General features: G+C 46.7%; 24 protein-coding genes. 3 read left to right on the forward strand and 21 right to left on the reverse strand.

Translation table 11 applies throughout. From position 1 onward, the window contains the following. Window positions 1-109: 109 nt before the first annotated feature. The 19 genes from C6Y40_RS18585 to C6Y40_RS18670 form a co-directional block, all read right to left on the reverse strand. The gene (locus tag C6Y40_RS18585; RefSeq protein ID WP_105935898.1) at window positions 110-421 is read right to left on the reverse strand and encodes a hypothetical protein; all 312 of its coding nucleotides are present in this window, start codon (window positions 419-421) and stop codon (window positions 110-112) included. Between the two features lie 103 nt (window positions 422-524). Continuing rightward, entirely contained in the window at window positions 525-1,349 is an 825-nt protein-coding gene (locus tag C6Y40_RS18590) for a peptidoglycan-binding protein (RefSeq protein WP_105935899.1), read from the reverse strand. Between the two features lie 93 nt (window positions 1,350-1,442). After that, window positions 1,443-1,937, reverse strand: a complete 495-nt coding sequence (locus C6Y40_RS18595; RefSeq protein WP_105935900.1) for a GNAT family N-acetyltransferase — start codon at window positions 1,935-1,937, stop codon at window positions 1,443-1,445. A gap of 98 nt (window positions 1,938-2,035) precedes the next feature. Next, a complete protein-coding gene (locus tag C6Y40_RS18600) occupies window positions 2,036-2,413 on the reverse strand; it encodes a hypothetical protein (RefSeq protein WP_146129607.1) in 378 nt (125 codons plus the stop codon). Window positions 2,414-2,660: 247 nt separating this feature from the next. After that, on the reverse strand, window positions 2,661-3,023 hold the full coding sequence (locus C6Y40_RS18605; RefSeq protein WP_105935902.1) for a hypothetical protein: 363 nt from the start codon (window positions 3,021-3,023) through the stop codon (window positions 2,661-2,663). A gap of 17 nt (window positions 3,024-3,040) precedes the next feature. Continuing rightward, window positions 3,041-3,499: a hypothetical protein gene (locus C6Y40_RS18610; protein WP_105935903.1), complete on the reverse strand. Its 459-nt coding sequence runs from the start codon at window positions 3,497-3,499 to the stop codon at window positions 3,041-3,043. Between the two features lie 45 nt (window positions 3,500-3,544). After that, window positions 3,545-3,925: a hypothetical protein gene (locus C6Y40_RS18615; protein ID WP_146129608.1), complete on the reverse strand. Its 381-nt coding sequence runs from the start codon at window positions 3,923-3,925 to the stop codon at window positions 3,545-3,547. 50 nt (window positions 3,926-3,975) lie between these two features. Then, complete coding sequence (locus C6Y40_RS24835) at window positions 3,976-4,146, reverse strand: hypothetical protein (protein ID WP_170308534.1); 171 nt, start codon at window positions 4,144-4,146, stop codon at window positions 3,976-3,978. Window positions 4,147-4,156: 10 nt separating this feature from the next. After that, the gene (locus C6Y40_RS18620) at window positions 4,157-4,354 is read right to left on the reverse strand and encodes a hypothetical protein (RefSeq protein WP_105935905.1); all 198 of its coding nucleotides are present in this window, start codon (window positions 4,352-4,354) and stop codon (window positions 4,157-4,159) included. A 15-nt stretch (window positions 4,355-4,369) separates the two neighbouring features. Next, entirely contained in the window at window positions 4,370-4,633 is a 264-nt protein-coding gene (locus tag C6Y40_RS18625) for a PspC domain-containing protein (RefSeq protein WP_105935906.1), read from the reverse strand. Between the two features lie 56 nt (window positions 4,634-4,689). Then, on the reverse strand, window positions 4,690-4,974 hold the full coding sequence (locus tag C6Y40_RS18630; protein WP_105935907.1) for a hypothetical protein: 285 nt from the start codon (window positions 4,972-4,974) through the stop codon (window positions 4,690-4,692). 105 nt (window positions 4,975-5,079) lie between these two features. Next, a complete protein-coding gene (locus C6Y40_RS18635) occupies window positions 5,080-5,274 on the reverse strand; it encodes a hypothetical protein (RefSeq protein ID WP_105935908.1) in 195 nt (64 codons plus the stop codon). Between the two features lie 38 nt (window positions 5,275-5,312). Then, window positions 5,313-5,579, reverse strand: a complete 267-nt coding sequence (locus C6Y40_RS18640) for a hypothetical protein (protein WP_146129609.1) — start codon at window positions 5,577-5,579, stop codon at window positions 5,313-5,315. Between the two features lie 18 nt (window positions 5,580-5,597). Further along, on the reverse strand, window positions 5,598-6,248 hold the full coding sequence (locus C6Y40_RS18645) for a hypothetical protein (RefSeq protein ID WP_105935910.1): 651 nt from the start codon (window positions 6,246-6,248) through the stop codon (window positions 5,598-5,600). Between the two features lie 106 nt (window positions 6,249-6,354). Further along, on the reverse strand, window positions 6,355-6,795 hold the full coding sequence (locus C6Y40_RS18650) for a GNAT family N-acetyltransferase (RefSeq protein ID WP_105935911.1): 441 nt from the start codon (window positions 6,793-6,795) through the stop codon (window positions 6,355-6,357). Window positions 6,796-7,001: 206 nt separating this feature from the next. Then, window positions 7,002-7,382, reverse strand: coding sequence for an energy transducer TonB (locus C6Y40_RS18655; RefSeq protein WP_105935912.1), 381 nt, complete (start codon window positions 7,380-7,382; stop codon window positions 7,002-7,004). Between the two features lie 119 nt (window positions 7,383-7,501). Continuing rightward, complete coding sequence (locus C6Y40_RS18660) at window positions 7,502-7,687, reverse strand: hypothetical protein (protein WP_105935913.1); 186 nt, start codon at window positions 7,685-7,687, stop codon at window positions 7,502-7,504. Window positions 7,688-7,723: 36 nt separating this feature from the next. Beyond that, window positions 7,724-8,164: a hypothetical protein gene (locus C6Y40_RS18665; RefSeq protein WP_105935914.1), complete on the reverse strand. Its 441-nt coding sequence runs from the start codon at window positions 8,162-8,164 to the stop codon at window positions 7,724-7,726. Window positions 8,165-8,458: 294 nt separating this feature from the next. Then, window positions 8,459-8,737 carry a hypothetical protein gene (locus tag C6Y40_RS18670; RefSeq protein ID WP_105935915.1) on the reverse strand — a complete coding sequence of 93 codons (279 nt, stop codon included), beginning with the start codon at window positions 8,735-8,737 and terminating at the stop codon, window positions 8,459-8,461. Between the two features lie 185 nt (window positions 8,738-8,922). Between C6Y40_RS18670 and C6Y40_RS18675 the strand changes: the two genes are divergently transcribed. Then, window positions 8,923-9,144 carry a TA system antitoxin ParD family protein gene (locus tag C6Y40_RS18675; RefSeq protein ID WP_012518669.1) on the forward strand — a complete coding sequence of 74 codons (222 nt, stop codon included), beginning with the start codon at window positions 8,923-8,925 and terminating at the stop codon, window positions 9,142-9,144. Further along, window positions 9,137-9,427 (forward strand): type II toxin-antitoxin system RelE/ParE family toxin, encoded by a 291-nt coding sequence (locus C6Y40_RS18680; RefSeq protein ID WP_105935916.1) that lies wholly within the window; start codon window positions 9,137-9,139, stop codon window positions 9,425-9,427. Before C6Y40_RS18675 ends, C6Y40_RS18680 begins: the two co-directional genes overlap by 8 nt. Window positions 9,428-9,546: 119 nt before the next feature. Here the strand turns inward: C6Y40_RS18680 and C6Y40_RS25605 are convergent, their stop codons facing one another. Both C6Y40_RS25605 and C6Y40_RS25610 read right to left on the reverse strand, forming a co-directional pair. Next, on the reverse strand, window positions 9,547-9,735 hold the full coding sequence (locus tag C6Y40_RS25605) for a pyridoxine 5'-phosphate oxidase C-terminal domain-containing protein (protein WP_105935917.1): 189 nt from the start codon (window positions 9,733-9,735) through the stop codon (window positions 9,547-9,549). Window positions 9,736-9,766: 31 nt separating this feature from the next. Then, window positions 9,767-10,180 carry a pyridoxamine 5'-phosphate oxidase family protein gene (locus C6Y40_RS25610; RefSeq protein ID WP_105935918.1) on the reverse strand — a complete coding sequence of 138 codons (414 nt, stop codon included), beginning with the start codon at window positions 10,178-10,180 and terminating at the stop codon, window positions 9,767-9,769. 23 nt (window positions 10,181-10,203) lie between these two features. Here C6Y40_RS25610 and C6Y40_RS18695 point away from each other — a divergent pair. Further along, window positions 10,204-10,769, forward strand: a 566-nt coding sequence (locus C6Y40_RS18695) for an IS5 family transposase (RefSeq protein WP_105934963.1), incomplete at its 3' end; no start/stop codon positions are given.

The raw sequence follows: 10,769 nt of genomic DNA on the forward strand, positions 1-10,769 counted from the left end.
GGTAGGTTTAAACATGATCACCAACAATTTACCTGCCATAAACGCTCGGCAAAAGTTATTACTCTGGTGTGCCAGCTATCTGGCGACAAAGCGTGCCAAGGCGACCAGATCAACTTTTGTGATCACCGTCGCCAGAGGTATAAAGCGTGTCCGTCGCGTGTTTTAAACCTGCCTGCGGTAAAAACTGATCGCTGATGGTTAAAATAGCATGTAAGTTGTTTTGCAGTTTATCCAGAGGCAAGTCGCCGGGCTTTATTGCCGTTTGCAGCAGATGTAGCGCCATATCAGCCAGCAGTAAACGTTGCTTGTCATGCCAGGCGTCATCCCCTTTCCCTGCCGGGTGCTCAAAATAAGCGCTTTCAACCTGGCTATGTATGTCCCAGCTGGTATCTATTATGGCTTGCCGTTGTGATGTGTTCATAAGTTTTTATCTGTGAGTTAGCATTAGGTTAAAGTTAATCATATCCGGGGCACTGCTTAGCAACTCATCCGCCGGAGAATTTCGCCAAACCGCTACAGGCCAGCTATCGCTTAGCCGCCTGCACGTGCATCCAGTCTCTGTCTTCGCTGCGCCCCAGACTTAACCATCCCTCACGCTCCCAGCTTTGCCACCAGAAATCCAGTGCCGGATCGGCAAGGCTGGCGCGATCGCTGCGCCAGCTCAGTTTATTCTGTGAAGGAAACCAGTCGATAGCTATCCCCCAGGCGTGAGTAGACCATGCGGTAGCACTGCCGCGCTTCTTACGATGGTTGTAACTGCCGCCATAGCGGTTGAGCCCATGTTGCTGGATGCCGGCATCGCCGTAATGTTGGTACACCTCATCAAGTACTTTTACGAGGCTATCACTGAGTTTTTCATGGATAGCAATCATCCGGGTGGTGGTAGAGAGATCCCAGTCCAGCCTCAACAGCCAGGGGCATTCTACGCGCACCAGTTCGATACTGCCGGGTTGGCCATAAAAGGCATTCAGCTCTGCCTCATTTTCCAGTGGAAACTGATGAGGGTTTTCCCTGACTGGCGTAATGTCGCTGAATTGACGAGCAATAGCCCCCTGCGTTAATAACTGCTGCAGTAACGTGGCTGCCGATTCAGTTTGCGGGCCGTGCAATCCATCTACCGGCCCCACGTCAAGCTGATTGTGCAGCGCCAGTAACTGCAAAGCTGCCACCCGTTTGCGCGCGTTGTTCCAGTCGGTCCAGTGCTCTGCGCTTAGTTGCCCGCTATTATCGCTAAGAAACTGATGCACTGCGGCACGGGTTTTCGGGCCGGATAAACCATCTACTCCGCCACTGTAATAGCCTTTCGATTTTAACGCCGACTGCACCAGCTTAAGTTCAGACTGTTTCATACACCTTCCTGTGGTTCACCTGACATACTCAAACCTTAAGAGTAAGCAATCCCAGCCATTCTGTACAGTTATTAACCAACCGAACGTACTCACTTAAGCCTGTTTAAGCAGACTGAAAATATGACTGTTATGAAATTGGCCGTTTTTAAAGATGGCGCGTTGTAATACTGCTTCTTCAGCAAAGCCCACCTTGCGTAACAGCGCCATAGAGGCCTGGTTTCCAGAAAAAACCGTAGCAAACAAACGCTCGATATCGGTATCCTCAAACACCTGCGTAATCATCTGCCGTACAGCAGCAGAGGCTATACCCCGTTGCCAGAACCCGCCCCCTAACCAGTACCCCAGTTCACCACTGCGGACATATTCAAATTCACCACGATTCACGCCGATGCATCCCGCCAGCTTTCCGTTGAATTCAATGGCCCGGTTCATCGCCAGCAGACTGCCTTCCTCAACCCACCAGGTTGCATCGTCCTGTGTGTAAGGCTGAGGGATTTTGGTTGATAAGAAGCGTGTAACAGCTTCATCGTTAAGCAGCTTCACCAGTTCAGGAACATCTGCCGGCGCAAACGCGCGCAGTGTGATCATATTGGTAACCGTTGTCTTTTCAGTAATTTACTATTCAGGCAGCCTATCACTTACGGCAAGAGGTGCAATCAGGATATTGTAAGCAGACATCAATAAATTTACGTCGATTTGCGGGAGGCCTGACTAACGGACTCTGCAGTTGTGCGCTGGTTTCGACAAATAAGGTAGAACCCTAGAATAAAAGTGACCAACAAAAGGCCATCCACTACCAGTAATAACAGAGCAACCTGTTCATAGCCGGCACCCTCTATGAATGCCGCCCCAATCTCAATGGTCACTGAGCTGACAACCGAACTGAACAAGGCAATCACGATCAGTAATGCCCCGCGGTTTCGAGTTTGCTGATAGTGATACAAAGCTATCGCGATGAGCGCTACACCACCAATAAATTGCATCAGTGGCTCAACAAACAAGGCCAGCATCAACTCCGGCGTGGTACTGCCCAGCCACTCGTGAAGCAAAACCAGTTCAGTCAACACGCTGCGCCCGGTTAAGTGCAGATTGAAAAAGCCCGGAAAAAACAGCCGTCGGGCTAATGGCCTTTACAGAAGAAATGCACTGGGTAGGCAGAAAAATAAGGAGTGACACGGGCAAAGTCCTTTTTACGATGACGCTCACGAAAATCAGACTTTACCTTTGCCATTAAGTTCCCTGCCTGACAAACAACAGTGCACGTGATTGCGCTTAATTTCATTCAAGTTGTCACTGCATGCAAGAGGCCGATTACATGAGCGCGGCGTTAAAGAGCATCGCGGGCATAAAAAAGCTCAGGCCGAACATCAGCGAGCCGGTAAAACCGAGTGCAACAACACAAAAAGCGGCCTGCACGGCAAAAACCGGCGGTTTGGCTGAGGCACTTTGCTGTAACAAGAGCACTGCGAACCAGAGCGCATTTCTAACTTTTTTGTACAGAAGTTTCAGCCCGTTAATTGCAGGTGTTAAGCCCACTAAAATTAAGCCAAACGCAATATCCATCCCGCCAAACTGTACCAAAAAGGCAATTTCCGGCAGTACGATCGCTGTCAGCAAAATAGCAACGCCAACCACCACTCGTTGCAAGAGCGATAAATCATTCCATAACTTCATATAATTTCCTTAACGGCTTAATCAAGGGAACCCTCTGCCCTTTCTTCCTGTGGCTCAAGAAACAGCGCGAGTTCACCGAGTGCTTCATCCAGTAACGACCACTCACCATCGAAAAATAGCGAAAATAGACGGCGTACTTCATTGTGCTGTTCGGCAAGGTAAACCTGTACCCGCCTTAAGGAGCCGCCGTTTAACGCTCGCTGGTTTAAGCTCGCCGGCGCGTTGACCATGCCCACCATATAGGCAAAATCCTCCCGACTGCCCACCACAGACACAAAGAGTTCGGCGTGAGTGCTAAGGTGTTTTACGGCAAGGGTAAACTCATTACCGGCCAGCTTATCACCGGTTTGTGGCGGCCAGAGATGGGCGTCCAGCTCACTTAAAAAAACCTGATAAGACACCAGCCCCTTATTTTCCAGCTGACAAAAGTTGCTTCCACTACGCTTTATCTGATAGGTGTAACCAGTATTTTTCATTACAACAATCCTTGTTGTTAGAGGTATCAAATCGCCTTACAGGCCCTATAGGTTATTGTCCCAGATAGTGTTTGATACACTTGAGTAACGGTAAAGCGAAGAAAGCGCTGGTATCGCTATAACCGCAGTTAACAATAAAACGGCGCCAGCGGTAATATTGCTGGCAAAAGCCAACAGGATGAATCCATATACACCAGTCAGGCTAAGCAAGGCACTCAATAACCAAAAGCTGCACCGCCAGAAAACCCGATTGACCACCGGCGAGCGACGGGCGGCCACAATGTAGCCGATTGCCAGCAGCCCCATTGCCATAAGCGGACCGTATCGACTGGCAATTCCACCGGTTTGACTGAGCAGTTTTTCCGCTAACCTTAAAATGGCTGGCAGCAACAACACCAGGATATACATCCATTGTGTTAAGCGCATGATAGTGGTTAATCCTTCACGTGGTGCTGTTTGTTACATTAGCCAGGCAATCAGCGCTGGTTTCGCCGTTTGATGGGAAATAATCCAAACCAAAAACCAGCTTCCAGTACAAATCCCAATACGACAAATAAAAACACACCGGTTTGACTTCCGTAGCTATACGCCGACAGCGCACCAATCAGTAACGCAACAATCAGTAAATACCGATATACACTTTTCATAATCTGCTCTTTATTCGTTGCAACCGGTTTCAGACCGCGCTGCTGTTATCTCATTAAGTCGACGCTTTAAAGTCTTAACATTGGCATTAAGCTCTTTAATTTCAAGTCTGTACTCGCGCAACAGATCGCGCATTTCACGTGTATATTTAACTAAAAGAGACAACACAACAATGACAAACCCGGCCGACAGAAAAATCAAAACCGCCATATCTAGGTTCCCGTCTTAATCGTCTGGTAAATGTGGTGAATAGCCGTTTTCTGCTTTCTGGTACCTGGCTTGAGCTTCACGCAAAAGCTTTTCCCGTTTTGAGTAAGCAGGAATACTCATCCACAGCACCAGGTAAATAACGAATCCGAAACCAAAAATTGCCGCAATCAAAAACACCAGTTGCAAGCCATTGAGGTTTAAGTGGTAGTAATTGGCCATTCCTCTCAGAGTACCCGAGACAAGGCCATGTTTTGAGCGGGTTAATACGCGATGTTCCATATGTGTTCTTCCTTGACACGCCAGGCTGTTGCTTAAAACAGCCCAAACCTGTGCCGCTAAAGCCCGGCACTTTGCTGGTTATTTATTTTTGAACTTTCACCGTCGCCATTGCATTTAATCAGCTTTTCGCCGAAGTTAAACACATTGTTAACCGCCACATAGCTGGCCGAGATAACCGCACTTGTTGGCATGGTGATGACGCCAATTATCTTTCCCTGCCAGTCGTAAAAACTGGTGTCGCCATCAGTTAAATCGACTACCTTAAGGTATTTTTGGTTACTGGAGAGATAACACTGGCTTGTATCAGCTGAATCTTCAGGCAGCACTACACAGCCACTCATCGCCGCGTTGCAAATAGCGCCACTGCTTTTGCTATGTTAAATCGCATCAAAACTCCCTTTTTGTACCTGATTTCATTAAACATATAATATATTTATGCTGGCTTGCTACCAAAACTTCCACCAGGGCGCTGCAATACCGGGATGCCTGACATCAAGGTACTGAGGTTCGCTGCGTTCACCAGCCCCATTTACCGCAACAATGCTGACCGTGAAACTAATGGGCTCTTGCTCACTGCTACTGCCATCCAGCCACACGAAGGTAAATAAGGCTTTATCATCAATAAACTTCGACGGTATCACCGCTACCGGCTCAAACAGTCGGTCTTCAAACTCTCCCCTTACCCGCTCAAAAATATACCCTTGCGCGGATAACTGCCCGACAGTTTAAAAGTAATAAACCCAAAATCAGAACAGGAGCCATAATTACCATCGTCACTGCCTCGCTCAATCCCAGCCACCTTAAAATTGGGCGTTACCGGGGCTAAAGCCTCAGTATGGCTCGCTTCAAAGGCTTCTAGCAGCGGCACTAGCGAACAGGCATTTAACTGCCCTGACACACTGCACAATACCGTTATTAATATGGCCAGGCCTGATCTACTTGTCATCTTAATCATTTTTAGCCTCTACTTCGGCGCTTCACCAAAGGCTATATCTATGGCTGGCCGCTTTTTCAGTTGCCGCGACTGGGCAACCGCCCGTTTCACAAACAACAGTTGCTCTGCCGGTGGCAGACTCACCAGTTGCTGTATAAACGTTTTGGCTTGTACTGCCCACGCTCTCTCGTCATCACAAGCCAGCGCTTCAGCAAAAAAATGCCGGGCCTGAATGAAGTCTCTTGCGTACAGGCAAATCATGCCTTTGTTCAGTGCTGCCCAGATGTGTTGGCTACCGCCCGCGGTATTGGCTAACACAAACTGTTGGGCCCGTTGAGGGCTTGAAAGCACGTCGCGATAGTAAAGCACGCGTTGCTTTGCCTGCTCCGCCAGCGATCTGGCCTGCAGCAAAAAAGTCTCTTCACTCTCAAACTCTACAAAGGCACTTTCCCGGTTTGCAAGATCATAAGCATAATCCGCCCTGGGGTACCACTGCCAGCTCACGGTCACGTTCAGGTAGGTGCCTTTAGACCACTGTGAAGGCTGAAATTCAGCAATAGCCACCCACCAGCCGTTGTCATCCAGCCATAGTCTTGACTGCCCTTTGCGCACCATATTTATGGGTTTTAATACTTCCCGGGCAGCGGTATTAATAAGCTTATTGTGTATCGGCACAACCACGACATTTTCCTGAGCCAAAACGGCAAATTAAATAATGGCGATTTGATCTGACAATCAAAATGATAGGAATGATCCAGAATACACGAGCCATAATTAAAACGCTTAACTATTGAGCCGCCTCAATAGCCATATGAATAAGCGGAAACGGGTTACCCTGCCCATCCAAAGCCGAGCGACCTGTTGGCTTAAATCCCATCTTTTCGTAAAAGCCAATGGCCTGCGGATTTTGTTCGTTTACATCCACTTTGATGGCACCCAGGTGTTGTATGGCATACAGTGTTAATGCACGTCCTATTCCCTTGCCGAAAAAGTCGGGATGGACAAAGAGCATTTCGATATTTCCTTCTGCCACGCCAATAAAGCCGGCCACCTCATTGCCTTGTTTTACCGCACCGAGCACCACAGCATCAAAATAATGTTCGAGGATCAATGGTTTGAGTTGTGCAATATGCGGTTCGGGTAAAAAATGGTGAGTCGCCCGTACGGACGCTTCCCATAAAGTAATTAAGGCCGGATAATCCTGCTGACTGACTTTCACAACGTTCATATGATTTCCTCAGGTAACAAAGCTAATCGCTCCAGTAAGAAAGGCACGCAATCCATCGCTTCAATGCGCTGAACATTCACGACAACCTGATTGCTAGGTGGCCGCTTCGCGCAACTCCATCAAATTAATAATCGAAAGCGGCTGGTACTGGCAAGAAGAGCAACTCGCCAGCACGATTGCAGTCAGCCGAGAAACGCCTCGCGGGTTTAACCCTTAAAGTAGATAGTCTGCGTAAAATAAACCGGCGCATTTGAGCTATTAGTTTCAGCTGGCACAAAGTTTTGCTTTGACAACGCTTTAACCCCGGCATAATCCCACATGCCTTCGGGGGCAGATTCAATGATTTCCGGATTAAACGTATTACCATTTGAGTCAATTAAAAACCGCAATGTTACATGGCCATCTTCGTTTTTGCCTATGGCGCGTTGGATCGGTAATTTAAACCTGAATTTATTATTCGTTTGCACCCAATAATCACTGATGGTTTCGTTGGTGACTTCTACCGGCGTTTGGCTCAGGTACATATCTGATGTGGATGAACATCCTAACAAGACAAGAGAGAATAAAAGAAGTGAAAGTGTTTTCATAAATATCCTTATTAATTAAGCCATTTCTTGTGAAGCCATTCACTATTATAAAGATAACATTGCGTGGAAGTGTCTATCAAGATTGTTGAAAGGTAAAGTGACTCAACCACTAAATGAGCCTAAGCGCCTGCCATGCGGTAAAGAAAATAGCCGAACGCCTCAAATAACACGACGCCCACCAGCACCATGGCACTCAGCGTTTTGGACCGCAGCATTGACTCAATTAAAGCGAACTCAGTTTGCATTTTAACGAGTTCATGGAGGTCCTCGGATTGGGTGTTCATGGCTTTATGCTGCTTAGTCATATAACTTCTCCTGGTATTCGTACTGATTTCCTAACATCAGCTTAAGGCAACGACTAAGGACGCCCCACAAAAGCCCAGACCGGTAAATCTCAACGCAGTTTGAAACCTGCTACTAATGACTCTCTTTACGGCCTGGAGTGAGGTTAAGTTTGCTTTTGCCAGTACTCTCGCCACCATCACATCCACGGTGCTTAAACCAAACAACGTGAACCCAATGCCGCGCAGCAAATCGTTTTGCTGATAGCCCATAGAGTATTCTTTAAAAGCCATAACAGCGAAAAACAAAAAAACGAAACCGCTAAACCAATCAAAGTTGGCGTTATCCGCCTGGGCCTGGGTAAACAGGCCTGTGAACCGGGCCAGCAAAAAGAATACCCCAATACCTATCAGGAGCCACCCCATGCCCGTCGATTCGCGAGATGAGAGTTCCACACACCCCATGATAATGGGCACAATTACCAGTAAATATCGCATCATGCATAAATCCTTTAGTCAGTAGCACCGAAGTAACCACTATTTTCCAAGCCTCGTACTCCATAATAGAGCCGGTTAACGGTTTGTTCCAGTTAAGATAAGGATAGCTGCGTGGTTTTCGCGGATGCAAGCGCGGACCACTGGCAACCAAACAATAGAAAAACGACGGCTAAGAACTTCCCTTTCATTACGCTAGTTCACCTTAATAAAAACTTTACCATAACGGCGTACCCGATAACGGCAAAGTGGTTCTGCAGGTTGAAACCCTGAGGCCCAAACAGTTCAATGTTTGGCACATTAGCTTACGCCTACCTGAGTTTCTATATACACAGAATGTTCATCCAGCTCTCCTGTTGGACGCACTGTGACTGATTTTATCTGAACCAGAGCCTCAGGTTTAACGACATCATTTAACCAGAAATCTTCACGCAGTACGCTAAACTCGGGTTGGCCAACCGAATAAGCACCGTCGCCGTTAAAATCTTCGTCCAACGGTAAAATGGATACGATATCAACAACTTCACCATCTTCAATGAAATTACCGACATGGGTAATTTTGCCGTAAATAACATCCATTTGTAAGCTTCCTTAGCTCTTCACTTTTTGGCATTGGGCACCTGCAGGCAGGCTACAATGGCGAAGCCGCCTGCGTGTTTGTGCCCCTAGCGAGCACAGCGAGTGTTAATGCGTTTACTATACGCAATTTGCTACACCTGTAGCGCATTGCTACAATGTCATGACGAACCATTAGGAGAAATATTATGGCAACCGCGAGCGTAAGACTAGACCAAGATCTAGTTGAGAAAGCTACAATTATGGGCAAAGCACTAAACCGAACTATGCCAAAACAGATTGAGCATTGGGCAAAGATAGGTGAAATGATGGAAGATAACCCTGATTTGCCTTACGAATTCGTCAAGCAGGCAATTATTTCCAAAGCTGAAAAAGAGGCTGGGAAATTGGAGCCTTACGATTTTGGCTAAGATTACCAGTGTTTTACAGACAGCTAATTTTAAGAGAGCAGTAAAGAAGTTACATCAGAATCAGAAAAAAGACTTGGACAAAGCCGTTAAGGAACTAATGGCCGATCCTCTTCTAGGTGTCCAGAAAAAAGGCGACCTAGCCTTTCTTCGCGTGTACAAATTCAAGATGGTCAAGCAGTTAACTTTACTTGGTTACAGCTACGAGGATGGCACTGTAATACTTGAATTGATAGCACTTGGCTCTCATGAAAACTTTTATCGCGATGTTAAAAATTTATTCTGACCAATTGCGTATCGCTTAGCTTTGGGGCACAAATACGTGGGCGATAATCGCGAGGCGCCGCTGCGTTACTGTCCCAGAGACCGAAGGGAACGTGTTAAGCGCCTTGTTATGCCATTTGACTAAGGCTGTAACAACCGCATTTTCCACGATTTCTCCTCCCACAAATATTGCTCTCTGGTATGCACACGGTTGGTTTTAAATTTAAGTACTTCTATTGCATGAGGCGCAACCGAATACCCGCCCCAATAGCTAGGGCGCGAAATGGATTCTTCTGTAGCAGTTAGCGCAGACGAGAAGTGATTTTCCATTGAGATTTCTGAATCCCAGATTTCGCTTTGTTTAAAACAAGTGGTTGCAACTTGCGCTTCTTTGGAGCGAGTAAGCCAAAAAATTGTCTGCTAGTTCGCTGGAGATACGAACGGCACTTCCAATAACACGAATCTGATAACCAATGTGATCCCACCCAGCGAGCAAGGAAATTTTTGGATTATTTGAGAGATGGTTTCCTTTTTCTGAGTTGTACGACGTGCAAAAAGTAAAACCAGACGGACCGATTTCCTTGAGGTCCACGAAGCGCGATTGAGGAAAGCCAGCAGAATCTATAGTTGAAACGCAGACCGCACTTTTTTGATTTAGGGGCGAATTGACTTTTGCCTCATCCCATATTTGATTGAGTTTACTTACTAAGGCGTGTTGATCTTTCGTGATTGGTTTTTGAGCAGCATGGTAAAGAGTTATAATTTGCTTCGCCAAAAGTAAAAGAACAACTCACTACCATGCCGAGACTAATGCTAACTGATAAGCGGTGGCAAAAGCTACTTCAAGTAATGAAGAGTACAGGCCGCATTTACAATAAACCAGAACATAGAATGACGTTTGAAGGGATACTCTTCCGGCTGAGAACAGGAATTCCTTGGCGTGATTTACCAACAGAATTCGGCGGTTGGAGCGCCGTTTATCGCCGATTCAATTTATGGTCGAAGAAAGGTTTATTGAACATGTTATTCAATGAGTTAGCCAAACTATCTGATTACGACTGGGTCTTTGCTGATGGTTCGATTGTCAAAGCTCATCAGCATAGTGCCGGAGCAGGTACTAAGGATAATGAGTGCATTGGAAAAAGCCGAGGTGGTAACTCCACAAAAATCCATTTAGCCGTGGATAGTGGTGGGCTTCCAATTTATTTTGAACTATCAGAAGGCCAGAGAAATGATATAGCTCGGGCTCAAAGTCTGGTTGACCATTTAAGGGAAGTAAACATTTTCGTAGGTGACAAAGGCTACGATAGTGACGCATTAAGAGAATATATTGAAGCCAAAGGAGGTATCTCCGTCATACCTAA

The organism is Marisediminitalea alba (assembly GCF_002993365.1).
Taxonomy (GTDB): domain Bacteria; phylum Pseudomonadota; class Gammaproteobacteria; order Enterobacterales; family Alteromonadaceae; genus Alteromonas; species Alteromonas alba.

Coding starts and splice junctions, on each gene's coding strand:
- C6Y40_RS18585 (WP_105935898.1), bottom strand. CDS start 421: ATGAACACATCACAACGGCAAGCCATAATAGATACCAGCTGGGACATA.
- C6Y40_RS18590 (WP_105935899.1), bottom strand. CDS start 1,349: ATGAAACAGTCTGAACTTAAGCTGGTGCAGTCGGCGTTAAAATCGAAA.
- C6Y40_RS18595 (WP_105935900.1), bottom strand. CDS start 1,937: ATGATCACACTGCGCGCGTTTGCGCCGGCAGATGTTCCTGAACTGGTG.
- C6Y40_RS18605 (WP_105935902.1), bottom strand. CDS start 3,023: ATGAAGTTATGGAATGATTTATCGCTCTTGCAACGAGTGGTGGTTGGC.
- C6Y40_RS18610 (WP_105935903.1), bottom strand. CDS start 3,499: ATGAAAAATACTGGTTACACCTATCAGATAAAGCGTAGTGGAAGCAAC.
- C6Y40_RS18615 (WP_146129608.1), bottom strand. CDS start 3,925: ATGCGCTTAACACAATGGATGTATATCCTGGTGTTGTTGCTGCCAGCC.
- C6Y40_RS24835 (WP_170308534.1), bottom strand. CDS start 4,146: ATGAAAAGTGTATATCGGTATTTACTGATTGTTGCGTTACTGATTGGT.
- C6Y40_RS18620 (WP_105935905.1), bottom strand. CDS start 4,354: ATGGCGGTTTTGATTTTTCTGTCGGCCGGGTTTGTCATTGTTGTGTTG.
- C6Y40_RS18625 (WP_105935906.1), bottom strand. CDS start 4,633: ATGGAACATCGCGTATTAACCCGCTCAAAACATGGCCTTGTCTCGGGT.
- C6Y40_RS18630 (WP_105935907.1), bottom strand. CDS start 4,974: ATGAGTGGCTGTGTAGTGCTGCCTGAAGATTCAGCTGATACAAGCCAG.
- C6Y40_RS18640 (WP_146129609.1), bottom strand. CDS start 5,579: ATGACAAGTAGATCAGGCCTGGCCATATTAATAACGGTATTGTGCAGT.
- C6Y40_RS18650 (WP_105935911.1), bottom strand. CDS start 6,795: ATGAACGTTGTGAAAGTCAGTCAGCAGGATTATCCGGCCTTAATTACT.
- C6Y40_RS18655 (WP_105935912.1), bottom strand. CDS start 7,382: ATGAAAACACTTTCACTTCTTTTATTCTCTCTTGTCTTGTTAGGATGT.
- C6Y40_RS18660 (WP_105935913.1), bottom strand. CDS start 7,687: ATGACTAAGCAGCATAAAGCCATGAACACCCAATCCGAGGACCTCCAT.
- C6Y40_RS18665 (WP_105935914.1), bottom strand. CDS start 8,164: ATGATGCGATATTTACTGGTAATTGTGCCCATTATCATGGGGTGTGTG.
- C6Y40_RS18670 (WP_105935915.1), bottom strand. CDS start 8,737: ATGGATGTTATTTACGGCAAAATTACCCATGTCGGTAATTTCATTGAA.
- C6Y40_RS18675 (WP_012518669.1), top strand. CDS start 8,923: ATGGCAACCGCGAGCGTAAGACTAGACCAAGATCTAGTTGAGAAAGCT.
- C6Y40_RS25605 (WP_105935917.1), bottom strand. CDS start 9,735: ATGGAAAATCACTTCTCGTCTGCGCTAACTGCTACAGAAGAATCCATT.